Origin of the sequence: Cribrihabitans neustonicus, from assembly GCF_048820895.1 — a bacterium.
Classification (GTDB): domain Bacteria; phylum Pseudomonadota; class Alphaproteobacteria; order Rhodobacterales; family Rhodobacteraceae; genus Cribrihabitans_A; species Cribrihabitans_A neustonicus.
Genome location: NZ_JBMERQ010000003.1, coordinates 336,021 through 358,786 on the forward strand (window position 1 = coordinate 336,021; position 22,766 = coordinate 358,786).

Annotated in this window: 18 protein-coding genes; 16 read left to right on the forward strand and 2 right to left on the reverse strand. The window is 66.9% G+C overall.

Annotated features, from left to right (window positions below; genetic code table 11):
- The first annotated feature begins 1 nt into the window (after nucleotide 1).
- Genes ACOHWE_RS11105 through mraY form a run of 3 tightly spaced genes read left to right on the forward strand, consistent with a single transcriptional unit; the run spans nucleotide 2 to nucleotide 3,989 of the window.
- Nucleotides 2-1,489, forward strand: a complete 1,488-nt coding sequence (locus ACOHWE_RS11105) for a UDP-N-acetylmuramoyl-L-alanyl-D-glutamate--2,6-diaminopimelate ligase (RefSeq protein ID WP_420666363.1) — start codon at nucleotides 2-4, stop codon at nucleotides 1,487-1,489.
- Nucleotides 1,486-2,886 (forward strand): UDP-N-acetylmuramoyl-tripeptide--D-alanyl-D-alanine ligase, encoded by a 1,401-nt coding sequence (locus ACOHWE_RS11110; protein ID WP_420666365.1) that lies wholly within the window; start codon nucleotides 1,486-1,488, stop codon nucleotides 2,884-2,886. Before ACOHWE_RS11105 ends, ACOHWE_RS11110 begins: the two co-directional genes overlap by 4 nt.
- Nucleotides 2,887-2,906: 20 nt before the next feature.
- A complete protein-coding gene (gene mraY, locus ACOHWE_RS11115) occupies nucleotides 2,907-3,989 on the forward strand; it encodes a phospho-N-acetylmuramoyl-pentapeptide-transferase (protein WP_420666366.1) in 1,083 nt (360 codons plus the stop codon).
- A gap of 71 nt (nucleotides 3,990-4,060) precedes the next feature.
- Here the strand turns inward: mraY and ACOHWE_RS11120 are convergent, their stop codons facing one another.
- Nucleotides 4,061-4,975: a glutaminase gene (locus tag ACOHWE_RS11120; RefSeq protein ID WP_420666368.1), complete on the reverse strand. Its 915-nt coding sequence runs from the start codon at nucleotides 4,973-4,975 to the stop codon at nucleotides 4,061-4,063.
- Nucleotides 4,976-5,105: 130 nt separating this feature from the next.
- Between ACOHWE_RS11120 and murD the strand changes: the two genes are divergently transcribed.
- Nucleotides 5,106-6,503: a UDP-N-acetylmuramoyl-L-alanine--D-glutamate ligase gene (gene murD / locus ACOHWE_RS11125; protein ID WP_420666369.1), complete on the forward strand. Its 1,398-nt coding sequence runs from the start codon at nucleotides 5,106-5,108 to the stop codon at nucleotides 6,501-6,503.
- Nucleotides 6,504-6,744: 241 nt separating this feature from the next.
- On the opposite strand, the gene ACOHWE_RS11130 is transcribed toward murD, so the two are convergent.
- The gene (locus tag ACOHWE_RS11130) at nucleotides 6,745-7,926 is read right to left on the reverse strand and encodes a BaiN/RdsA family NAD(P)/FAD-dependent oxidoreductase (protein ID WP_420666371.1); all 1,182 of its coding nucleotides are present in this window, start codon (nucleotides 7,924-7,926) and stop codon (nucleotides 6,745-6,747) included.
- A gap of 162 nt (nucleotides 7,927-8,088) precedes the next feature.
- Here ACOHWE_RS11130 and ftsW point away from each other — a divergent pair, with 162 nt between their 5' ends.
- The 12 genes from ftsW to recN all read left to right on the forward strand — a co-directional run bounded on the left by ftsW (nucleotide 8,089) and on the right by recN (nucleotide 22,716).
- Nucleotides 8,089-9,261: a putative lipid II flippase FtsW gene (ftsW, locus tag ACOHWE_RS11135; protein ID WP_420666372.1), complete on the forward strand. Its 1,173-nt coding sequence runs from the start codon at nucleotides 8,089-8,091 to the stop codon at nucleotides 9,259-9,261.
- Between the two features lie 131 nt (nucleotides 9,262-9,392).
- Nucleotides 9,393-10,484: a UDP-N-acetylglucosamine--N-acetylmuramyl-(pentapeptide) pyrophosphoryl-undecaprenol N-acetylglucosamine transferase gene (locus ACOHWE_RS11140; RefSeq protein WP_420666374.1), complete on the forward strand. Its 1,092-nt coding sequence runs from the start codon at nucleotides 9,393-9,395 to the stop codon at nucleotides 10,482-10,484.
- Nucleotides 10,485-10,488: 4 nt separating this feature from the next.
- Nucleotides 10,489-11,886, forward strand: a complete 1,398-nt coding sequence (gene murC / locus ACOHWE_RS11145) for a UDP-N-acetylmuramate--L-alanine ligase (RefSeq protein ID WP_420666375.1) — start codon at nucleotides 10,489-10,491, stop codon at nucleotides 11,884-11,886.
- A gap of 62 nt (nucleotides 11,887-11,948) precedes the next feature.
- Nucleotides 11,949-12,197: a DUF2484 family protein gene (locus ACOHWE_RS11150; protein WP_420666377.1), complete on the forward strand. Its 249-nt coding sequence runs from the start codon at nucleotides 11,949-11,951 to the stop codon at nucleotides 12,195-12,197.
- 111 nt (nucleotides 12,198-12,308) lie between these two features.
- Nucleotides 12,309-13,250 carry a UDP-N-acetylmuramate dehydrogenase gene (gene murB, locus ACOHWE_RS11155; RefSeq protein WP_420666379.1) on the forward strand — a complete coding sequence of 314 codons (942 nt, stop codon included), beginning with the start codon at nucleotides 12,309-12,311 and terminating at the stop codon, nucleotides 13,248-13,250.
- 306 nt (nucleotides 13,251-13,556) lie between these two features.
- Complete coding sequence (locus ACOHWE_RS11160; protein WP_420666452.1) at nucleotides 13,557-14,447, forward strand: D-alanine--D-alanine ligase; 891 nt, start codon at nucleotides 13,557-13,559, stop codon at nucleotides 14,445-14,447.
- On the forward strand, nucleotides 14,435-15,331 hold the full coding sequence (locus ACOHWE_RS11165; protein ID WP_420666381.1) for a cell division protein FtsQ/DivIB: 897 nt from the start codon (nucleotides 14,435-14,437) through the stop codon (nucleotides 15,329-15,331). The genes ACOHWE_RS11160 and ACOHWE_RS11165 overlap by 13 nt, the downstream gene beginning before the upstream one ends.
- A gap of 1 nt (nucleotide 15,332) precedes the next feature.
- Nucleotides 15,333-16,667, forward strand: a complete 1,335-nt coding sequence (gene ftsA, locus ACOHWE_RS11170) for a cell division protein FtsA (RefSeq protein ID WP_420666383.1) — start codon at nucleotides 15,333-15,335, stop codon at nucleotides 16,665-16,667.
- Between the two features lie 372 nt (nucleotides 16,668-17,039).
- Nucleotides 17,040-18,785 (forward strand): cell division protein FtsZ, encoded by a 1,746-nt coding sequence (ftsZ, locus tag ACOHWE_RS11175; protein ID WP_420666385.1) that lies wholly within the window; start codon nucleotides 17,040-17,042, stop codon nucleotides 18,783-18,785.
- A gap of 212 nt (nucleotides 18,786-18,997) precedes the next feature.
- Nucleotides 18,998-19,933 (forward strand): UDP-3-O-acyl-N-acetylglucosamine deacetylase, encoded by a 936-nt coding sequence (gene lpxC / locus ACOHWE_RS11180; RefSeq protein WP_420666387.1) that lies wholly within the window; start codon nucleotides 18,998-19,000, stop codon nucleotides 19,931-19,933.
- A gap of 254 nt (nucleotides 19,934-20,187) precedes the next feature.
- Nucleotides 20,188-21,039 carry an outer membrane protein assembly factor BamD gene (locus tag ACOHWE_RS11185; RefSeq protein ID WP_420666389.1) on the forward strand — a complete coding sequence of 284 codons (852 nt, stop codon included), beginning with the start codon at nucleotides 20,188-20,190 and terminating at the stop codon, nucleotides 21,037-21,039.
- Between the two features lie 27 nt (nucleotides 21,040-21,066).
- Nucleotides 21,067-22,716, forward strand: a complete 1,650-nt coding sequence (recN, locus tag ACOHWE_RS11190) for a DNA repair protein RecN (RefSeq protein ID WP_420666391.1) — start codon at nucleotides 21,067-21,069, stop codon at nucleotides 22,714-22,716.
- Nucleotides 22,717-22,766 lie beyond the last annotated feature (50 nt).

The following is a 22,766-nucleotide window of genomic DNA, read 5'->3' on the forward strand; positions in this document are numbered from 1 at the left end:
CATGAGCAGCACGAGACCAGACCAGCCTCTGAGCCAATTGGGGCTGACCGCCCGCGGCGGCGCCGACCCGCAGATCAGCGGGATTGCAGTGGACAGCCATCAGGTCCGCCCAGGCTTTCTTTTTGCTGCCCTTCCGGGCAGCCGGCAGCATGGTGCCAAGTACATCCCGGCGGCGCTGGAGAGGGGTGCGACCGCGGTGCTGACCGATGCCGCGGGCGCAGAGATCGCCGCCATGGTACTGGGCGAAAGCCACGCCGCGCTTGTGGTGGTCGAAGACCCGCGCCAGGCGCTCGCCTATGCCGCGGCGCTGTGGTTCGGGGCGCAGCCGCAGACCGTCGTCGCAGTCACCGGCACCAACGGCAAGACTTCGGTGTCCAGCTTCGTGCGCCAGATCTGGATGGAGCTGGGCCACAAGGCCGTCAACATGGGCACCACAGGGATCGAGGGCGCCTGGAGCTACCCGCTCTCCCATACCACTCCGGAGCCGGTTACCCTGCACCGCGCGCTCGCGGCGGCGGCGGAGGAAGGCGTCACCCATGCGGCAATGGAGGCGTCGTCGCACGGGCTCGACCAGCGGCGGCTGGACGGGGTGCAGCTGGCTGCGGCGGGCTTCTCCAATTTCACTCAGGACCACCTCGACTACCACGAAACATTTGAGGCCTATTTCGCTGCCAAGTCCGCGCTGTTTTCGCGGGTCTTGCCGGACGAGGGCGTGGCCGTCATCAACATGGCCGATCCCCGCGGCGCCGACATGCGCGCGGTGGCAGAGGCACGCGGCCAGGAGATCATCACCGTGGGCCGCGGCGAGGGCGATCTCAGCCTCTTGGGCATGCGCTATGACGGCACCGGCCAGGACATCCGCTTTGCCTGGCACGACCGGCCGTTCCAGCTGCGGCTGAACCTCATCGGAGGGTTCCAGGCGGAAAACGTGCTCCTGGCCTGCGGGCTGGTGATCGCCGGAGGCGAAGACCCTGAGCGTGTGTTTGAGACTTTGCCGCATCTCACCACCGTGCGCGGCCGGATGCAGCTTGCCGCCGAGCGGGGCAATGGCGCCGCAGTCTATGTAGACTATGCCCATACGCCAGACGCGGTGGCCAGCGCTTTGCGGGCGCTGCGCCCGCATGTGCTCGGCCGGCTCATCGCTATCGTGGGTGCAGGCGGCGACCGCGACGCCTCAAAACGGCCGCTGATGGGGCAGGCCGCGCATGAAAACGCCGACGTGGTGATCGTTACCGACGACAACCCGCGCAGCGAAGACCCGGCCGCCATCCGCGCGGCGGTCAAGGGCGGCGCGCCCGAGTGCGTGGAGATCGGCGACCGCGCCGAGGCGATCCTGCGCGGCGCGGGTATGCTGGGGCCGGGCGATGCGCTCATCATCTGCGGCAAGGGGCACGAAACCGGCCAGACAGTGGGTGACAGCGTGCTGCCCTTTGATGACGTGGAGCAGGCCAGCATTGCCGTGGCGGCGCTCGACGGGAGGATCGCATGACGCTTTGGACCGCGGCCGAGGCCGCTGCCGCCACTGGCGGCCGCGCGCAGGGCAACTGGACCGTATCGGGCCTTTCGATCGACACCCGCACCATCGAACCGGGCGACATGTTCATTGCCCTCAAGGCCGCACGCGACGGGCATGATTTCGTCGCCCAGGCGCTGGAGAAGGGCGCTGGCGCCGCGCTGGTGTCCCGCATTCCCGGGAACCTGCCCGCGGATGCGCCGCTGCTGATCGTGGACGACGTGCAGGCGGGGCTTGAAGCCCTGGGCCGCGCCGCCCGCGCCCGCACGCAGGCGAAGGTCGTTGCCGTCACCGGCTCGGTCGGCAAGACCTCGACAAAGGAGATGCTGGCGCGGATGCTGATGGACCAGGGCCGCACCCACGCGGCGGTGGCCAGCTACAACAACCACTGGGGTGTGCCGCTGACGCTGGCGCGGATGCCGCGCGATACCGAGTTCGCGGTAATCGAGATCGGCATGAACCACCCTGGCGAGATCGCGCCGCTGTCCCGCTTGGCCCGCCCGCATGTGGCGATGGTCACCACCGTGGCGCCGGTGCATCTGGAAGCATTCGACGATGTCGCGGGTATCGCCCGGGAGAAGGCCGCGATCATGGAAGGGCTGGAGCCCGGTGGCCTGGCCGTTCTGAACGCCGATATTGCCGAGGCCGGCGTGCTGCGTTCTGTGGCCGATGACCTTGGCGCCGCGGTGCGCTGGTTCGGCAGGAACGCGGAGGACTGCATCCTGCACTCCGCCGGAATCGAGGGCGGCGAAACCGTGGCCCGCGCCACCGCGGGCGGCAGGGAAGTCGAACTGCGCATCCAATCGCTTGGCGCCCATTTCGCGATGAACGCCCTTGGCGCGCTGGCCTGTGTCCAGGCCCTTGGAGCGGACCCCGTGAAGGCCGTCGGGAGCCTTGCGATCTGGTCGCCGGTCAAGGGCCGCGGCGTGCGCGAGGCCGTCCAGACCGAGGACGGAGACATCATCCTGCTGGACGACAGCTACAACGCCAACCCGGCTTCGATGGCGGCGGCGCTGGCGGTTCTGGCAGCCACCCAGGGCGAGGGCCGCCGCATTGCCTACCTCGGCGATATGAAAGAGCTCGGCCCGCAGGAGCTCGCGCTTCACGCGGGGCTGGCAGAGCTGGACGCCATGCAAAGCATCGACTGCATCCATTGCATCGGCCCGCTGATGCGGGCGCTGCACGAAGCCCTGCCGGAAGACAAGCGCGGCGCGTGGTACGCCACCAGTGCCGATGCGCTGCCGGACCTCGCCCGGAAACTCGCGGGCGGCGATATCGTGCTGGCCAAAGGCTCGCTCAGCATGGCGCTGGCGCGGATCGTTGACGGCATCCGCGAATTAGGCCATGGCAACGGCGCAGCAGAAAAAACATAAGAATTGAGAGAGGGCCGCAGATGCTCTATTGGCTGACCGCTTTGTCGGACGGGGGCGATTTTTTCAATCTGTTCCGCTATATCACTTTCCGCGCTGGCGGTGCCTTCATGACCGCGCTGGTGTTCGGCTTCCTGTTCGGCAAGCCCTTGATCAATGTGCTGCGCAAGCGTCAGGGCAAGGGGCAGCCGATCCGTGACGATGGACCGGAAGCGCATTTCACCAAGGCGGGCACCCCGACCATGGGGGGCTTGCTGATCGTGGGCGCGCTCGTGACCGCGACGCTGCTGTGGGCGCGCTGGGACAACCCGTTCGTCTGGCTGGTGCTGTTTGTCACCCTGGCCTTCGGCCTCATCGGTTTTGCCGATGACTATGCCAAGGTCTCCAAACAGAACACGGCGGGCGTGCCAGGCAAGCTGCGGCTTGCGCTTGGCATCCTGATCGCGGTGATCGCGGCGGTTTGGGCGGCTTACAATCACCCGGAGAACCTGCAGAATCAGCTGGCGCTGCCGGTGTTCAAGGATACGCTGATCAACCTCGGCCTGCTCTACGTGCCGTTCTCGATCTGCGTCGTCGTAGGGGCGGCCAACGCGGTAAACCTGACCGACGGGCTGGACGGGCTGGCGATCATGCCGGTGATGATCGCGGCCGGCACCTTGGGGGTCATCGCCTATGCGGTGGGACGGGTCGACTTCACCGAGTACCTGGACGTGCATTACGTGCCCGGCACCGGCGAGATCCTGATCTTCTGCGCCGCGCTCTTTGGCGGCGGGCTGGGCTTCCTGTGGTACAACGCACCGCCAGCGGCGGTGTTCATGGGGGACACCGGCTCGCTGGCGCTCGGCGGCGCGCTGGGGGCGATTGCGGTGGCCACCAAACACGAGCTGGTGCTGGCGATTGTCGGCGGGCTTTTCGTGGTGGAGGCGCTGTCGGTGATCGTGCAGGTGCTCTACTACAAGCGCACCGGCAAGCGCGTGTTCCTGATGGCGCCGATCCATCACCACTACGAAAAGAAGGGCTGGGCCGAGCCCACCATCGTGATCCGCTTCTGGATCATCTCGCTGATTCTCGCGATGATCGGCCTCGCGACCCTGAAGGTACGCTGAGGCGCCAACAGGGGCGGTGCCATGCGCCGCCCTTGCGCTCCTTCCGGCAGCGCCCCGGTGCGCGCCCTGCTTCAGAACACCGACCAGTCCATCTCCCGCGCCAGCCACTCCATCGCCTCGGTGCCAAGCTTGGAGTTGCCGTTGTGATCCAGCCCAGGGGACCACACCGCCACGCTTGCCTTCCCCGGCACGATGGCGAGGATGCCGCCGCCGACGCCGCTCTTGGCGGGCAGGCCGACGCGGTAGGCGAACTCTCCCGAGCCATCGTAATGGCCGCAGGTCAGCATCAGCGCATTGAGCCGCCGGACCCGGCCCTGCGACACCAGGCTCGGCCCGTTCTCCGCTCCGATCAGGAAGCGCCCCGCCTTGGCGAGCTGCACCGCTGTCATCTCAATGGCACATTGGTGGAAGTAGGTGCCGAGCGTCTTTTCCGGTGTGTTCTTCAGATTGCCGAATGAGGCGAGGAAATTGGCGTGAGCGAAGTTTCGGTGGCCGTGGCGGGTTTCGGAACTTGCCACCGCTTTGTTGATGTGGATGTCCTCGTCTCCCGCCGCCGCGCGGATGAAGCCGAGGATTTCTGCCAGCGCGTCCTTGGGTTCCCGACCGGCCAGCAGCTCGTCTGTGGTGACGATGGCGCCTGCATTCACGAAGGGGTTGCGCGGGCGGCCGCGCTCGTGCTCGAGCTGGACGATGGAATTGAAGGCGGTACCCGAGGGCTCGCGCCCGACCCGCTGCCAGAGCTGGTCGCCGGAACGGCCGAGCGCAATCGCAAGGGTGAAGACCTTGGTGATGCTCTGCGCCGAGAACCGCTTATGCGCATCCCCGGCTTGGTACAGCTGGCCACCGGCCGTCGCCACTGCGATGGCAAACTGATCCGGGTTCACCTGGCCGAGTTCGGGGATGTAGCTTGCCACCTCGCCCCGGTCGGCCCGGCTGCGCATCTCCGCGCCGATCTGGTCAAGCAGCTTTTGCAAATGCGGTGCCACCCGCGGCTCCTCCCTTTGCCTGAGCAGGAAATCTCGGGCATGGGGCAGGGCTTGTCAATCTGAGGAGACTGGCAAAGCCGCGAGGGATCGGGTAGCGGTTCCGGCAAGAGTTTAAGTGGGAGTGCAGGCAATGATCCCGGTGAAAGGGTTTGAAGGCGCCAGGGTGGCGGTTCTGGGTCTTGGGCGCTCGGGGGTGGCGACGGCGCGCGCGCTTAGGGCAGGCGGGGCGGAGCCCATCTGCTGGGACGATAACCCCGCCGCGCGTGAGGCCGCGGAAGGCGAGGGTTTTGCCTGCGCGGACCTTCTGCACCAGGGCGCGTTCGACGCGGTGGCAGCACTGATCGTCTCGCCCGGTATCCCGCATCTGTACCCCAAGCCGAACCCGGTGGTGCGGGCCGCGCTCGAGGCCGGGGTGCCGGTCGACAATGACATCGGACTGTTCTTCCGCTCCATCGCGGAAGGTGACTGGGGCATGATGGAGCAGCCGCCCAAGGTGGTGGCAGTGACCGGTTCCAACGGGAAATCGACCACGGTGGCGCTGTTGCACCACATCCTGCAGCAGGCGGGCCGGGAAAGCCAGCTGGCGGGCAACATCGGCCGCGGCGTGCTGGACATTGACCCGCCGGGCGAGGGCGGCGTGGTGGTGCTGGAGCTGTCGAGCTACCAGACCGAACTGGCCCGTGCGCTGACGCCCGATGTGGCGGTCTTCACCAATCTCTCGCCCGATCACCTCGACCGGCACGCCGGCATGGGCGGCTATTTCGCCGCCAAGCGCAGGCTGTTTGCCGAGGGCGGCCCGGACCGGGCGGTGATCGGCGTCGACGAGGACGAGGGGCTATTTCTCGCGGGGCAGCTTTCCGAAGGCGCGGGCGATGACCGGGTGATCCGCACGTCGGTGACCCGGAAGCTCACCGGCGCCGGCTGGCAGGTCTTTGCGCGGAAAGGGTTTTTGAGCGAATACCGCAAGGGCCGTCAGGCGGCCTCGATCGACCTGCGCGGGATGACCGGCCTGCCGGGCGCGCACAACCACCAGAACGCCTGCGCGGCCTATGCGGCGGCGCGCACCCTGGGGCTGGCGCCCCGGGTGATCGAGGCGGGGCTTGCGGGCTACCCTGGCTTGCCCCACCGCAGCCAGACCATCGCCGACGCCGGCGGGGTGCGCTACGTGAACGATAGCAAGGCCACCAACGTCGACAGCGCGGTGAAGGCTCTGAGCGCTTTCCCCCGCATCCGCTGGATCTGCGGCGGGCTGGAGAAGGACGGCGGACTCGACGCGCTCAAGGGGCAGACCGGCAACGTGGTGAAGGCCTACGTAATCGGGCGCGAGGCGGCGGGTTTTGCCATGCAGCTTGAGGTCGAGGCCGAGGTCTGCACCACCATGGCGGCCGCGGTGGAGCGGGCAATGGCCGAGGCAGAGCCGGGCGACACTGTGCTGCTGGCCCCGGCGGCAGCCAGTTTCGATCAATACGACAACTTCGAGCGCCGCGGCGAGGATTTTGCAGCAGAGGTGCGGAAGCGTCTGGAGTAGAGGCGGCAGGATAGGGAAAGGAGCTTCAGGCTCACTAAAGCGGACAATCCGCTCCGAAGCCGCCTTCACTTGTCCCCTGCCTGCCAAGGCCATCTCCCGCCCGCAAGCCCAATGGCCGTCTCCCGCCGGGGCGGGGCCCCTCGGCAATTCCGCTTGCGCCCATCGTCTGTATCCGGAAGCCGATGTCCAGGCGAAGGCGGCTCTGAAGCAGTTAATCCTGAAGGTGGGCGGGACGATCCTGTCAGATGGTGGCCGCGATGGCAGTGCCCGCCGCATAGCCGGAGGCCCAGGCCCATTGGAAGTTGTAGCCGCCGAGCCAGCCGGTCACGTCCACCGCCTCGCCGATCGCATAGAGCCCCGGGACGGTCTTGGCTTCCATGCTGCGCGACGACAGCGCATCGGTATTGATGCCGCCCAGCGTGACTTCGGCGGTGCGGTAGCCTTCGGTGCCCGCGGGCAGCAGCGCCCAGTCCTCCAGCCTGTCACAGAGCGCCCTGAGCGACGCGTCGGACTGGTCGGCAAGCCGGCCGCTGAGGCCCAGTTCCGGTGCAAGGAACTCGACCAGCCGGGCGGGCAGGTGGCGGGCGAGCTCGGTAGTGAAATCACGGCCGCCCCCGGCTCGGCGCTGCTCGCGCAGGAGGTCGTAGAGCGGGATGTCCGGGATCAGGTTGGCCCGGATCTCCTCGCCCTCGCGCCAGTAGGAGGAAAGTTGCAGCACAGATGGCCCCGAGAGGCCGCGATGGGTGAATAGCAGCGCCTCGTCAAAACTGGCCTGCGCGTTCGACAGCCGCGCGGGCAGAGCCACGCCCGAAAGCGGTTTGAAGCGGCCGTCAGGGAAGGTGAAGGGCACCAGGGCGGGGCGGGTCTCGGTGACCTCCAGCCCGAACTGGCGGGCGAGGTCATAGGCCAGCCCGGTGGCGCCCATCTTGGGGATCGACTTGCCGCCGGTGGCCAGCACCAGGTTGCGGCAGGTGACGGTCTGCGGCTTGCCCTCGCGCAGGAGGCTGACCTTGAAGCCGTCTCCGCTGCGCTCGACGCGCTCCACCGAGGTTTGCAGCCAGAGACCGGCGCCTGCGTTCGTCATCTCCTTCACCAGCATCTGGATGATCTGCTTGGCCGATCCGTCGCAGAACAGCTGGCCCAGGGTCTTTTCGTGCCAGGCAATACTGTGGCGGTCCACCAGTCCGATGAAATCCCACTGCGTATAGCGCGCCAGCGCCGACTTGCAGAAATGCGGGTTGGCGGAGAGGTAGTTCTCCGGGGCCGCATACATGTTGGTGAAGTTGCAGCGCCCGCCGCCGGAGATGCGGATCTTCTCGCCCGGGGCCTTGGCGTGGTCAATCACCAGGGTGCGGCCGCGGGTATGGGCGGCGCACATCATGCCGGCCGCGCCGGCGCCGAGAATCAGGGTATCCATCTGCATGGCGGGCATCGACCACGGAACGGGGAACGGCGCAAGCGGCCCCTGTGCGATTTCCCGCCGCGCGGGGCGGAAGAGGCTGGCTTGATTATCTCTTTCCGGTTAGGCTTTCGTTCATAGACCCCGGCAAAGGGGCGGAACGAGGCAGATAGTGGCGGTATTTCCATGACTGAGATGGTCTATGGCGCGGTTCCCGTGCAGACGGGCGAGCCGATTCTCCCGAAATGGTGGCGGACGCTCGACAAGTGGACGATGTCCTGCATCCTGCTGCTCTTCGTGCTCGGCCTGCTGCTGGGGCTTGCTGCCTCTGTGCCGCTGGCGGCGCGCAACGGGTTCGACAATTTCCACTATGTGCAGCGGCAGGCGGTCTTTGGCATCACCGCGCTGGTGGCGATGCTCATCACCTCGATGATGTCGCCCGTGCTGGTGCGGCGGCTGGCAGTGATCGGCTTTGCCGCGGCCTTTGTCGCGCTGGCCTTCCTGCCGGTCTTCGGCACAGATTTCGGAAAGGGTGCAACACGCTGGTACTCGCTTGGCTTCGCCTCGCTGCAGCCGTCGGAGTTCCTCAAGCCCGGTTTTGTGGTGGTAGCCGCCTGGATGATCGCTGCGAGCCAGCAAATCAACGGCCCCCCGGGCACAGCGATGTCGTTTGGCCTATGTGTGACGGTGGTGCTGATGCTGGTGATGCAGCCGGACTTCGGTCAGGCCTGCCTGATCCTGTTCGGCTGGGGGGTGATGTATTTCGTGGCCGGGGCGCCGATGCTGCTTCTGGTCTGCATGGCAGCGGTGGTGGTGCTGGGCGGCGTGCTGGCCTATTCCAATTCTGAGCATTTCGCCCGCCGCATCGACGGCTTCCTGAACCCGGACGTGGACCCGACCACCCAGCTTGGCTATGCCACCAACGCAATCCGCGAGGGCGGGCTGTTTGGCGTCGGTGTGGGTGAGGGGCAGGTGAAATGGTCGCTGCCGGATGCCCATACCGACTTCATCGTCGCCGTGGCTGCCGAGGAATACGGCCTGGTGCTCGTGGTGGTCTTGATCGCGCTTTATGCGATGATCGTGGTGCGCTCGCTGTTCCGGCTGATGCGCGAGCGCGATACCTTCATCCGCCTTGCGGGCACCGGGCTGGTCTGTGTCTTCGGGGTGCAGGCGATGATCAACATGGGGGTTGCTGTGCGGCTCCTGCCCGCCAAGGGCATGACGCTGCCGTTTGTGAGCTACGGCGGCTCCTCTCTGATTGCGACCGGCATCGCGGTGGGGATGCTGCTGGCCTTCACCCGGGCACGGCCGCAGGGCGAGATTGCCGACTTCCTGGGCGGGCGCTCCCGCAGGACCTGAATGCGCCGCCGCGCGGGTGGCAAGGGTAGCGAACGGAACGGAATACGGAAAATGCCACCTGAGCTGGAACCGGGGCGGTGCCGTCGCGGTTGAGCACAGGTGCAGGCAAACAAAGAAAGAGACCATCACGGATGGCACAAAAACTGCTCTTGATGGCGGCGGGCGGCACCGGCGGACACATGTTTCCGGCGCAGGCGCTCGCCGAGGCGATGCTGAAGCGCGGCTGGCGGGTGAAGCTCTCGACCGACGCACGCGGCGCGCGCTATACCGGCGGCTTCCCCCATACAACGGAGATCACCCAGGTTTCATCGGCCACCTTCGCCCGCGGCGGGCTGGCCGCGAAGGCGCTGGCGGGGCCGAAGATCGTGGCCGGCGTGCTGTCGATGGCGCGTCAGATGCGCAAGGACCGCCCGGATGCGGTGATCGGCTTTGGCGGCTATCCCACGATCCCGGCGCTGGGGGCGGCGGTGCTGTTGAAGCTGCCGCGGATGATCCACGAGCAGAACGGTGTTCTGGGCCGGGTGAACCAGCTTTTTGCCAAGCGCGTCTCGGGCGTGGCCTGCGGCACCTGGCCCACGGACCTGCCCGCGGGCGTCGCGCATGAGCACGTCGGCAACCCGGTGCGCGCCGCCGTGGCCGAGCGCGCAGGCGCGGCCTACATCCCGCCCGGGGACTATCCGATGTCGGTGCTGGTAATCGGCGGCAGCCAGGGCGCGCGGATCCTTTCGGATGTGGTGCCCGCGGCGATGGCGGCGCTGCCGGAGCGCATCCGCGGGCACCTGCGCGTTTCCCACCAGGCACGCGAGGAGGACCGGCCCAGGGTGGCGGAGTTCTACGCCAGCCACGGCATCGACGCCGATGTGCAGAGCTTCTTCACGGACGTGCCCGCCCGCATGTCGGAGGCACAGCTGGTGATCTCGCGCTCGGGCGCGTCCTCGGTTGCGGATATCGCCGCAATCGGGCGGCCTTCAATTCTGATCCCCTTCGCTGCGGCCGCCGGCGACCACCAGACCGCCAACGCCCGCGGGCTGGCCGAAGCCAATGCTGCCGTTATGATCCCGGAAAGCGCGCTTGATGTTCCGGTCCTGGCGGAGCATATGGGCGCAATTCTGAGTAACCCGCAGGCCGCCGCGCAGATGGCGGCTGCCGCACTGAGAGCCGGCGTGCCGGATGCCACCGAGAGGCTGGTGGCCCTGGTCGAACGACTGGCCGAGGAAGGATAAGAGTATGAACCCTGCAACCAAACTGCCCGGTGATGTTGGCCCAATCCATTTCGTGGGGATTGGCGGTATTGGCATGTCGGGCATCGCAGAGGTGCTCTTGAACCTGGGCTACACCGTGCAGGGCTCAGATCTGAAGGCTTCCAAGATCACTGGGCGCCTGGAGGAGCTGGGCGCGCGCATCTTCGTGGGTCAGCGGGCGGAGAATCTCGAGGGCGCCGCGGTTGTGGTGATCTCCTCGGCAATCAAGCCGGGCAACGCCGAGCTGGACGAGGCCCGCCGCCGTGGTCTGCCGGTGGTGCGCCGGGCGGAGATGCTGGCTGAGCTGATGCGGCTGAAATCGAACATCGCGATCGCCGGCACCCACGGCAAGACCACCACCACCACGATGATGGCCGAGCTGATGGTGGCCGGCGGTTTCGATCCGACCGTGGTCAACGGCGGCATCCTCCACGCCTACGGCTCGAACGCGCGCATGGGGCAGGGCGAGTGGATGGTGGTGGAGGCGGATGAGTCCGACGGCACCTTCAACCGCCTGCCCGCGACCATTGCGGTGGTCACCAATATCGACCCGGAGCACATGGAACACTGGGGCGATTTCGACCGGCTCCGCGACGGCTTCCTCGAATTTGTCTCCAACATCCCCTTCTATGGCATCGCGGTCTGCTGCACCGATCATGCCGAAGTGCAGGCGCTGGTGGGGCGGATCTCGGACCGCCGCGTCGTCACCTACGGCTTCAACGCGCAGGCCGATGTGCGGGCAGTTAACCTCGCCTACAAAGGCGGCATCGCGCATTTCGACATCGTGCTGCGCGCCGAGGACCGGGTGATCGAGGGCTGCACCCTGCCGATGCCGGGCGATCACAACGTCTCCAACGCGCTGTCCGCCGTCGCCGTGGCGCGGCATCTTGGTATGAACAGCAGTGAAATCCGCACCGCGCTGGCCGAGTTCCGCGGCGTGAACCGGCGCTTTACCAAGGTGGGCGAGGTCGATGGCGTCACCATCATCGACGACTACGGGCACCACCCGGTGGAAATCGCCGCGGTGCTCAAGGCAGCGCGCCAGGCCTGCGACGGGCGGGTGATCGCGGTGCACCAGCCGCACCGCTACTCGCGCCTGTCGAACCTGTTCGACGATTTCTGCGCGTGTTTTAACGAAGCCGACGTGGTTGCCATCGCCGAGGTGTTCCCGGCGGGCGAAGATCCGATTGAGGGCGCCGGGCGCGACGACCTGGTGGCAGGCCTGATCCGCCACGGCCACCGCCATGCCCGCGCGATTCTCAGTGAGGAGGATCTGGAGCGGCTGGTGCGCGAACAGGCGCGGCCGGGCGACATTGTGGTCTGTCTCGGCGCCGGCACCATCAGCGCCTGGGCAAACGCGCTGCCTGCGCGGCTGGAGGCCTGACGGTTGCGGCGCCGCCGGGCGGGACATTCCACTCAAGCCCGCGGGGCAGGGGAGGCGGCGCGATGACCGCGTCGCTTATTCTGGCTGCGGTCTGGGCGCTGGCGGCCAATGTGCTTGCGATTCTGCCAAGCCGCGACAATCACTGGACCCGTGCATATGTGCTGATCGCGTTCGGAATTCCGCTCCTGGGCTATGTAACCTATGAAAACGGCCCCTGGTGGGGGCTGGCACTGCTGCTTGCCGGCATGTCGATATTGCGCTGGCCACTCATCTACCTCGGCCGCTGGCTGCGCGACACCTTCAGCCGCTGAGCCACCCTTAGCGGCCCGCGGCGCTGGCGTGCGTTGCCCCTTTATCTTGGCGCCCGGCTCGGCTAGGGAATAGGGCCGCAGAGGCTCTGCAAAAGAGGGACAGACAATACGATGGCGGCAATCTCCGGCAAGGAGCTGCCAGACGTCCGCGGGCGGCTGGCAGCGGGCAAACAGCTTTCCGAATTGACTTGGCTGCGCGTCGGCGGTCCTGCCGACCATTTTTTCCAGCCTGCGGATACCGAAGACCTGGCGCAATTTCTGCGCCATCTGGATCCGGATGTGCCGGTTTTCCCGATCGGCGTCGGCTCCAATCTCATTGTGCGCGACGGCGGGTTGCGGGCGGTGGTGATCCGCCTGGGGCGGGGTTTCAACGGAATCGAGGCCGAAGGCGATACCGTTGTGGCGGGCGCGGCGGCGCTGGATGCCCACGTGGCGCGGCGCGCTGCGGATTCGGGCATCGACCTTACTTTCCTGCGGACCATCCCCGGCACCATTGGCGGCGCGGTGCGGATGAACGCAGGCTGCTACGGCAGCTACCTGGCCGATGTCTTCCAGTCCGCCACTATCGTCACCCGCCAGGGCGAGATCCGCGAGATCACGGCGGAGGAGTTGCGCTTCCGCTACCGGCAGACCGATTTCCCGGACGGCGCAGTACTGGTTTCGGCGGTTCTGCGCGGCCCCAAGGGCGCCCCGGAGGCGCTGCACGCGCGCATGCAGGCGCAGCTTGAGGCTCGCGACGCCAACCAGCCGACCCGCGAACGCTCGGCGGGTTCCACCTTCCGAAACCCGGCGGGCTTTTCCTCGACCGGGCGGACGGATGACGTGCATGACCTCAAGGCCTGGAAGGTGATCGACGATGCCGGCATGCGCGGCGCCCGCCGCGGCGGCGCCCAGATGAGCGAGAAACACTCAAACTTTCTCATCAATACCGGTGGTGCCAGCGCCGCGGATCTTGAGGGGCTGGGCGAAGATGTGCGAAAAAAGGTTTACGAAGATTCTGGCATCACGCTAGAGTGGGAAATCATGCGGATTGGCGATCCGCTTCCCGAATAAGTATTGGAAACCAAAGGCATCGGCCGGCCTTCGCCCTGCGGCGCGCGGGCCGGGATGCGCGGCGGGGCAGCGGCCGTCTTAATCTTGGTAAAGGCAGTGTTAACGCCCCGGTAAGGAATTCGGCGCTACTGTGCCGGAACCCGGGCGCAAAGCGGCCGGAGTGCTGCGGCGGAGGCTTCCAGATTGCCTGGCTGCGGCGCAGGGAACCAAGGGCGGGTCCGAGGATCTGCTCCAACAATCAGGGGCGTCAAAGCCCCTAGCAAGAAGGCGCGAGTGGTGAGTAAGTCGAGCAAGACACTCCCGAAAGTGGCGGTGCTGATGGGCGGCCCTTCGGCCGAGCGCGAGGTGTCGCTGTCAAGCGGCCGGGAATGTGCGGCCGCGCTGCGGGGCGAGGGATTCGAAACCGTTGAGATTGACGCGGGCAGGGACCTCTGTACGCGGCTGCAGGACGCGAAGCCGGATGTGGTCTTCAACGCGCTGCACGGGCGCTGGGGTGAGGACGGCTGCGTCCAGGGCATGCTGGAATGGCTCGGCCTGCCTTACACCCACTCCGGCGTGCTGGCCTCGGCGCTGGCGATGGACAAGCAGCGCTCCAAGGAGGTCTACCGTGCCGCCGGGCTTCCGGTGGTGGAGAGCGGGCTTTTCGCGAAGGAAGCGGTCAGCGCGGGCCACGTAATGCCGCCGCCGTATGTGGTGAAGCCCAACAACGAAGGCTCCAGCGTCGGCATTTACATCGTGCAGGAGGCCGCAAACGGCCCGCCGCAACTGTCGGACGACATGCCTGCGCAAGTCATGGTCGAGACCTACGCGCCAGGCCGCGAACTCACCACCACGGTGATTGGCGGCCGCGCGCTCACCGTGACCGACATCCTCACCGACGGCTGGTACGACTACGACGCCAAGTACAAACCCGGCGGCTCCCGCCATGTGCTGCCCGCGGATATCCCGCAGGAGATCCGCGACCTCTGCCTGGAGTATGCGCTGGCGGCGCACCGGGCACTGGGATGCCGGGGCGTAAGCCGTACCGATTTCCGCTGGGACGAGAGCCGCGGCGCGGGCGGGCTGATCCTCTTGGAGACCAACACCCAGCCGGGCATGACGCCGACTTCGCTGGTGCCCGAACAAGCCGCCCATTGCGGCATCAGCTTCGGCGAGCTCTGTGCCTGGATGGTGGAGGATGCTTCATGCAATCGCTGAAGCGGCGCCTGCGCGGCAGCAGCGGCGAGGGGCGTACGGACCCGGCGCCCTCGCGGCTGAAGTACCGGCTCCAGCGCTGGATGCTGACGCCCGGCATCCGCTTCGGCCTGCGTTTCGGGGTGCCGCTATGCCTGATGCTCGCAGCAGGCAGTGCCTACCTTGCCGACGAGGCGCGCCGGGACGGGCTGCAGCAGCTGGTCAACAGTGCCCGGGCCGCGATTGAGGAGCGGCCCGAGTTCATGGTCAAGGTGATGGCGGTGGACGGCGCCGGGACTAGCGTTGCTCAGGACATCCGCGAGGTTGTGCCGATCGATTTCCCCGTCAGCTCCTTCGATCTCGACCTCACGCAGATCCGCGACGTCATCACCGGGCTCGACCCGGTGAAGACCGCCAGCGTGCGCATCCGCCCCGGCGGCGTGTTGCAGATCGACGTGGAAGAGCGCAAGCCGGCTGTGATCTGGCGCAGCCGCGAGGGGCTGGCGCTCCTCGACGAAAACGGCATCCACGTGGCCGAGCTGGGCCGCCGCAGTCTGCACCCGGATTTGCCGCTGATCGCCGGGCGCGGCGCCAGCGCTGCAGTCCCAGAGGCCCTGCAGCTCTTTGCCGCGGCACAGCCGCTGGGGCCGCGCCTGCGCGGGCTGGTGCGCATCGGGGAGCGGCGCTGGGACGTGGTTTTGGACCGCAAGCAGCGCATCATGCTGCCCGCACGCGACCCGGTGCCGGCGCTGGAGCGGGTGCTGGCGGTCAGCGAGGTGCAGGACCTTCTGGAGCGGGACGTGGCGGCTGTCGACATGCGCCTGGCCGCCCGCCCGACCGTGCGGATGAGTGAAAACGCAGTGGAAAACTGGTGGCGCATCAGGCAGCTGAATGGGGGCGGGCAATAAGATGACGGATCTCTACCAATCTCAGCGGGCGATGCGTCAGATACGCCGTCAGGCCTTGCAGCGCGGCGTGGTGGCGATCCTCGACATTGGCAGCTCGAAGATTGCCTGCCTGGTTCTGCGCTTCGACGGCAGCGCCAAGCTGAGCGAGGACGGCTCCATCGGCTCACTTGCCGGGCAGTCCGGCTTCCGGGTGATCGGCGCCGCCACCACGCGTTCGCGCGGGGTGCAGTTCGGCGAGATCACCGCGATGCAGGAGACAGAACGCGCCATCCGCACCGCGGTGCAGGCGGCACAGAAGATGGCGGGCGTGCGGGTCGATCACGTGATTGCCTGTTTTGCCGGCGCCAACCCGCGCTCCTACGGGCTCGACGCCAAGGTGGAGTTGCAGGGCCAGGTGGTGTCGGAGAACGAGGTGGCCCAGGTGCTTGCCGCCTGCGAGGTGCCGGAATACGGCGCGGGCCGCGAGGTGCTGCACGCGCAGCCGGTGAACTTTGCGCTCGACAACCGGTCGGGACTTGCCGATCCGCGCGGCCAGATGGGGCAGACGCTGGCCGTTGACATGCACATGCTGACCGTCGATGCGATGGCGGTGCAGAATCTGGTGCGCTGCATCCAGCGCTGCGACCTCGAGCTCGCGGGGATTGCCTCCTCCGCCTATGCGGCGGGTTTCTCAGCGCTGGTGGAGGACGAGCAGGAGCTTGGTGCCGCCTGCATCGACATGGGCGGCGGCTCCACGTCGATCTCGATCTTCATGAAGAAACACATGATCTATGCCGACGCGGTGCGGCTTGGCGGCGACCACATCACCAGTGACATCTCGATGGGCCTCAGTGTGCCGATGGCAAGCGCTGAGCGGATCAAGACGATGCACGGCGGCGTGCATGCCACCGGCGCCGACGACCGCGAGATGATCGACATTGGCGGCGACACCGGCGACTGGGAGCACGACCGCCGCTCCGCCAGCCGGGCCGAGCTGATCGGCATTATGCGGCCGCGGGTGGAGGAGATCCTCGAGGAGGTGCGGGCGCGGCTCGACGCGGCTGGGTTCGAGTACCTGCCGAGCCAGCAGATCGTGCTGACTGGCGGCTCCAGCCAGATCCTCGGGCTCGACGGGCTGGCGAGCCGCATCCTGGGCCAGCAGGTGCGCCTGGGCCGCCCTTTGCGCGTGCATGGCCTGCCGCAATCGGTGACCGGCCCGGCCTTTGCCGCGGCAGTGGGGCTCAGTCTGTTTGCCGCGCATCCCCAGGATGAATGGTGGGATTTCGACATGCCGGTCGACCGCTACCCGGCCGGCACCCTGGGCCGGGCAATCAAGTGGTTCAGCGACAATTGGTAAGCTGCAGCCGGATTCGCGCGTAGCGCGCAATGAGGGCGTGACACTCCCCGCTCCAGGCGTTAGGGTGCCGTTAACGTCCGCGAAGTGCGGCGAGTCAGCAGGCCGGGCAGTGGCCAGCCAGAGATCAACATAACGGACCCCGCAGCAGGAGTGCAGCGGGCTGCGGTGTCATGTTGTGTGTGGGTTCGGCTAAAACCGCAATATCTGCTAGATTCGGCGAATTGCTGCAGGAGCCGTGTCAGAACATAGCTGTATTTTGTGGTTCCTTACGCTTTTTGGGATGACGCAACATCTGCGGCGCGGTAGGATTGAAGCGGACAGGACAGAAAAAAGCCCTTTGCGGGAGGGCACGCAAACACAGGCGGGAAGAGCATGACGTTGAACCTTTCGATGCCCGGGCATGAAGAACTGAAGCCGAAGATCACCGTATTTGGCGTGGGCGGCGCTGGCGGCAACGCCGTCAACAACATGATTGCCAAGGAACTGGACGGCGTGGAATTCGTCGTTGCCAACACGGACGCCCAGGCGCTGCAGCAGAGCGCTGCGAAAAGCCGCATCCAGCTTGGCATCAAGGTGACTGAAGGTTTGGGCGCAGGCGCCCGCCCGCAGGTGGGCTCTGCCGCCGCCGAAGAAAGCATCGAACAGATCGTCGACCACCTGGCGGGCGCGCATATGTGCTTCATCACTGCGGGCATGGGCGGCGGCACCGGCACCGGTGCGGCACCGATCATCGCACAGGCCGCACGCGAGCTGGGCGTGCTGACAGTGGGCGTGGTCACCAAGCCGTTCCAGTTCGAGGGCGTGAAGCGGATGCGCCAGGCGGAGTTCGGCGTCGAGAGCCTGCAGAAGGTCGTCGACACGCTGATTATCATCCCAAACCAGAACCTGTTCCGCCTGGCCAACGAGAAGACCACCTTCACCGAGGCGTTCTCGATGGCCGACGACGTGCTCTACCAGGGCGTGAAGGGCGTGACAGACCTGATGGTGCGCCCGGGCCTCATCAACCTCGACTTCGCCGACGTGCGCGCCGTGATGGATGAGATGGGCAAGGCGATGATGGGCACTGGCGAGGGCGAAGGCGAAGACCGCGCCATCCAGGCCGCCGAGAAGGCGATTGCTAACCCGCTGCTGGACGAAATCAGCCTCAAGGGCGCCAAGGGCGTGCTGATCAACATCACCGGCAGCCACGACCTCACCCTGTTCGAGCTGGACGAGGCCGCCAACCGCATCCGCGAGGAAGTGGACCCGGACGCCAACATCATCGTCGGCTCGACGCTGGATACCGACATGGATGGCCGGATGCGTGTCTCCGTCGTCGCCACCGGCATCGACGCAACCGACGTGAATACCGAAATGCCGGTGCCGCGCCGCCCGATGTCCTCGCCGCTGCGCCAGACCGTGAGCGCCGAGGAAACCCGCGCTGCGCCGCAGGACGCCGCCCCGCAGTCCCTGCAGCCGGCTGCCGCACAGGAAACGCCCGCGCCGGCTGCCCGGCCTGCGCCCGCGGCGCATTCCGCCCCGGCCCAGCCTGCCGCCGCAGCGCCCTCCGCTCCCGAAGAGCCGTCACTCTTTGCCGAAATGAACGTGCCGCAGGCGCAGGACGACGCAGGCGAAGTCTTCGAGGAGGCTGAGCCGCTTGCCGACGACGGCCTGCCGCCTCCGGCCTACCGCCCGCAGGTGCCCGAGTTCCGCCCGCAGGCGGATGTGGCGCCGCAGCAGCCTGAAACCTTCGTCGCTCCCAAGGCGCCAGCCCCGGGCACGCCGTCGCAGGATGCGATCGTTCGCCTGCAGGCCGCGACCCAGCGCGCTCAGACCCAGCACGCGCAGCCGCGCCAGGCGCCCGCCGCGCCTGTGCAGCAGGCGCAGCACCACCAGCAACAGCCGCAGCAGCAGGCTCAGCCGGAAGGCCAGCGCCGCTTTGGCCTGAACTCGCTGATCCATCGGATGACCGGCAGCGGCGCTGACGCTCAAGCCGCGAAGCCGCAGCAGCCGGTGCGCCAGCAGCCCTCTATGCAGGCTCCTGCGCAGCAGCAGCAGCAACAGCAGCAGCAACACCAGGCTGATCCGGACCAGGAACGCATCGAAATCCCTGCTTTCCTGCGCCGTCAGGCCAACTGAACATTCACGAATATGACCAGAACAGGCCGCCGCAAGGCGGCCTTTTTTCTTTCAAACCAATATGTTGTGCCGAGATGCGCGGGGAATTGCCACCAGCGTTTGCCCATGTTTCAAACCGTTACAAAGATTGAGTTGTGAGAATGTCGGCAAAATCTTACCTGTTTGTCGCAACACGGTCACATCAGGCCGGAAATAGCTCAAAGAGGCGCAAGGTGCAGAATACGCTCAAAGCAGCAGTCGCATTTGAAGGGGTCGGTCTCCATACCGGCAAGCCTGCGCGCATGGTCGTGAACCCGGCCCCGGCTGGACATGGCATCCGCTTCAAGCGCACTGACATCGCATTGGGCAACACCATTGTCCCGGCGCGCTGGGATATGGTGGAGCGCACCGCGCTCTGCACCCGGCTGGTCAATGCCGCCGGAGTCAGTGTCTCCACGGTCGAGCATATTATGGCCGCGCTGGCGGGCTGCGGCATCCACAATGCCCTGATCGACATTGACGGTCCGGAAGTGCCGATCCTCGACGGCTCCTCGGCGCATTTCGTGCGCGGCATCATGCAGCAGGGCGTGCAGCGTTTGGGCGTGCCTGCCACTGCTTTCGAGGTGCTGAAGCCGGTCACTGTGGAAAAGGACGGCGCCCGCGCAACGCTTCTGCCCTGCGACCGCCTAATGATCGAGTTTCACATCGAATTTGCCGAAGCCGCCATCGGCCGCCAGAGTAAGGTGCTGGACCTTCGCAACGGCGCCTTTGCGCGTGAGCTCTGCGACAGCCGCACGTTTTGCCGCCGCGCCGATGTAGAGGCGATGCAGGCCAATGGGCTGGCTCTCGGCGGTGTTCCCGGCGAAAACGCGGTTGTGTTCGACGGTGACCGCATCGAAAGCGGCGCCGGGCTGCGCCACGCAGATGAGCCGGTGCGCCACAAGATGCTCGACGCGCTGGGGGATCTTGCGCTGGCCGGGGGGCCGATCCTGGGCCGCTACGTTGGCGAGCGTGCGGGGCACGCGCTGACCAACACTCTGCTGCGGGCCTTGTTTGCGGAGCCGGGGGCGGTCCGCGAAGTCACCTGTAATGCAGCAATTGCGGCGCGGCTGCCGGGCCAAGGGCTGGTCTGGTCGGAAATTCCGGCGGAAAGCCGGCGCGTCGCCTAAGGCGGAGAACCTGGAACGAGCGGCAAACTGGCCCGGGACAATGTCCCGGGTCTTTTCCGCCGCAGGAGCGCCCGGCAATCTGGCGCGCGGCCAGCCGCGCCTCCGGGAGGACGCCAGCTGCCTTGACCCCGGCGCGCTTTCTCTGCCAATTGAGTGCGGACGCGTTTATGGCGTTTTGCAGGACTTTTGGATGTGCTAGACCCGGTGCAACCGGGGCGCACACCCGCAAGTCGAAGACGGTGAGGTTAGGCAAGATGAACGGCATCAGGGCAGCAGCCAAAACGCTGGGCACGGTTCTACTGGTGGCGGCCTTGGCGGGTTGCGGCGGCGCCGACGGCGACGCGGTCAGGCGGGCCGAGTCGCTGGAAACCTACTCGCCGGAACAGATCTACGAGCGCGGTGAGTTCGAACTCGCCCGCGACCGCACGAAGGACGCGGCCTATTTCTTCTCTGAGATTGAACGTCTCTACCCGTATTCCGAATGGGCCAAGCAGGCGCTGATCATGCAGGCCTTCGCCTATCACCAGGCGCGCGACTACGAGAACAGCCGCGCCGCCGCGCAGCGCTTCATCGACGTCTACCCGGCGGATGAGGACGCTGCCTATGCCCAGTACCTCCTGGCGCTCAGCTACTACGACCAGATTGACGAGGTTGGCCGCGACCAGGGCCTGACCTTCCAGGCGCTGCAGGCGCTGCGCACGGTGATCGAGGTCTACCCGGAAAGCCAGTATACGACCTCGGCGATCCTGAAATTCGACCTCGCTTTCGACCATCTGGCGGCGAAGGAGATGGAAATCGGCCGCTACTATCTGCGCCGCAAGCATTTCACTTCCGCCATAAACCGCTTCCGCGTCGTGGTGGAGGACTTCCAGACCACCAGCCACACGCCCGAGGCGCTGCACCGGCTGGTTGAGGCGTATCTGTCGCTGGGGCTTACCGATGAGGCCCAGACCGCGGGCGCTATTCTGGGCCATAATTATCAATCGACCGAATGGTATCGGGACAGCTACAAGCTGCTGACGGGCCAGGGGCTTGAGCTCAAGGACCGCGGCAACAACTGGCTGAGCCAGATTTACCGCCAGGCGATCAAGGGGCAGTGGCTGTAACAGCAGCCGTTGTGTAGGGGCGGGGCCATGCTGCGCGCGCTGGATATCCGGGATATTCTGATCATCGACCATCTGGAGCTGAACTTTCAGCCCGGACTGAACGTGCTGACCGGGGAAACCGGGGCGGGGAAATCGATCCTGCTCGACAGCCTGGGTTTTGTGCTCGGCTGGCGCGGCCGCGCCGAGCTTGTGCGCCAGGGTGCAGCCCAGGGCGAGGTAGTGGCCGAGTTCGATCTGCCCGAAGGCCACGCTGCGCACCGGGTGCTGGAGGAGGCGGGCCTGCCTGGCGGGCGCGAGCTGATCCTGCGCCGCGTAAACACTGCCGAGGGCCGCAAGACCGCCTGGGTCAACGACCGGCGCTGCTCGGGCGAGGTGCTGCGCGCGTTGTCGGAAACCCTGGTGGAACTGCATGGCCAGCACGACGACCGCGGCCTGTTGAACCCGCGCGGCCACCGCGCGCTGCTCGATGACTTCGCCCGTGCCGGCCCCGAGCTGGAGGCGGTGCGCACCGCCTGGACCGCGGCTGCCCGGGCCCGTAAGACGGTGGCGGAAACCCGCGCCGCCCTCGACGCCGTGCGCGCCGAGGAAGAGTTCCTGCGCCACGCAGTGGCGGAGCTCGATAAGCTCGATCCGCAGCCGGGCGAGGACGCCGAACTGGACGCGCGCCGCCGGGAGATGCAGGCCGCCGAACGCATCCGCGGCGACATCGCCCGCGCTTTTGCGCTGCTGGGCGAAGGTGCCGAAACCGCGATGGGCGAAGCGCAGCGCTGGCTCGAAAGCGTCGCCGGCCGCGAGGAGGATACCGGTCTGGACGAACCGCTTTCTGCCCTCAGCCGCGCGATGATCGAGCTGGGCGAGGCACAAAGCGGCGTCGAGGCGGTGCTGGAGCGGCTGGAATTCAATCCGGGCGATCTGGAGGACTGCGAGGAGCGCCTGTTTGAGATCCGGGCCCAGGCCCGCAAGCACGGGGTGCAGCCTGACGATCTGGGCGATTACGCCGACAGCCTGCGCCAAAAGCTCGCCGCGCTGGATGCGGGCGGGCAGAACCTGGCCGATCAGGAAGCTGCGCTCAAGGCGGCCGAGGATGCCTATACGGCCGCCGCCGGCGCGCTGAGCGATACCCGCCGAAAAAGCGCCGCCGCGCTCGATGCCGCGGTGATGGCCGAGCTTGCACCGCTGAAGATGGAGCGGGCGGTTTTCGAGACCCGTATCGAGGATGCAGAGCCCGGCCCGGAGGGCAAGGACGCGGTGGCTTTCACCGTCGCCACCAACCCCGGCGCCCCGGCAGGCCCCTTGAACAAGATTGCCTCCGGTGGTGAGCTCAGCCGCTTCCTGCTGGCGCTGAAGGTCTGCCTGCGCGGCGAGGAAGGCGGCAGGACGCTGATCTTCGACGAAATCGACCGCGGCGTCGGCGGCGCGACGGCCAACGCCGTGGGCCGCCGGCTGCGCGATCTGGCAGCGGGCGGCCAAGTGCTGGTGGTCACGCATTCGCCGCAGGTGGCGGCGCTTGGCGGCCATCACTGGCAGGTGCGCAAGCAGGTCGTCGAGGGCATGACGCTCTCGGAGGTGGTGCCGCTGGCCGCGTCCGAGCGGGTGGATGAGCTCGCGCGGATGGTCTCGGGCGACACTATCACCGAAGAAGCCCGCGCCGCCGCCCGCGCCTTGTTGGCGGGCTGAGCCACGGCAGGGGGGCTCGGGCCGGCGTTATGCCCCCCGCTTCGCGGAGC

What these genes read in the sequence shown, in the direction of transcription:
- ACOHWE_RS11110 (WP_420666365.1), top strand. Translation starts at nt 1,486, where the DNA reads ATGACGCTTTGGACCGCGGCCGAGGCCGCTGCCGCCACTGGCGGCCGC.
- ftsW (WP_420666372.1), top strand. Translation starts at nt 8,089, where the DNA reads ATGACTGAGATGGTCTATGGCGCGGTTCCCGTGCAGACGGGCGAGCCG.
- ACOHWE_RS11105 (WP_420666363.1), top strand. Translation starts at nt 2, where the DNA reads ATGAGCAGCACGAGACCAGACCAGCCTCTGAGCCAATTGGGGCTGACC.
- recN (WP_420666391.1), top strand. Translation starts at nt 21,067, where the DNA reads ATGCTGCGCGCGCTGGATATCCGGGATATTCTGATCATCGACCATCTG.
- ACOHWE_RS11150 (WP_420666377.1), top strand. Translation starts at nt 11,949, where the DNA reads ATGACCGCGTCGCTTATTCTGGCTGCGGTCTGGGCGCTGGCGGCCAAT.
- ACOHWE_RS11140 (WP_420666374.1), top strand. Translation starts at nt 9,393, where the DNA reads ATGGCACAAAAACTGCTCTTGATGGCGGCGGGCGGCACCGGCGGACAC.
- ACOHWE_RS11185 (WP_420666389.1), top strand. Translation starts at nt 20,188, where the DNA reads ATGAACGGCATCAGGGCAGCAGCCAAAACGCTGGGCACGGTTCTACTG.
- ftsZ (WP_420666385.1), top strand. Translation starts at nt 17,040, where the DNA reads ATGACGTTGAACCTTTCGATGCCCGGGCATGAAGAACTGAAGCCGAAG.
- murD (WP_420666369.1), top strand. Translation starts at nt 5,106, where the DNA reads ATGATCCCGGTGAAAGGGTTTGAAGGCGCCAGGGTGGCGGTTCTGGGT.
- murB (WP_420666379.1), top strand. Translation starts at nt 12,309, where the DNA reads ATGGCGGCAATCTCCGGCAAGGAGCTGCCAGACGTCCGCGGGCGGCTG.
- ACOHWE_RS11165 (WP_420666381.1), top strand. Translation starts at nt 14,435, where the DNA reads ATGCAATCGCTGAAGCGGCGCCTGCGCGGCAGCAGCGGCGAGGGGCGT.
- murC (WP_420666375.1), top strand. Translation starts at nt 10,489, where the DNA reads ATGAACCCTGCAACCAAACTGCCCGGTGATGTTGGCCCAATCCATTTC.
- ftsA (WP_420666383.1), top strand. Translation starts at nt 15,333, where the DNA reads ATGACGGATCTCTACCAATCTCAGCGGGCGATGCGTCAGATACGCCGT.
- mraY (WP_420666366.1), top strand. Translation starts at nt 2,907, where the DNA reads ATGCTCTATTGGCTGACCGCTTTGTCGGACGGGGGCGATTTTTTCAAT.
- ACOHWE_RS11130 (WP_420666371.1), bottom strand. Translation starts at nt 7,926, where the DNA reads ATGCAGATGGATACCCTGATTCTCGGCGCCGGCGCGGCCGGCATGATG.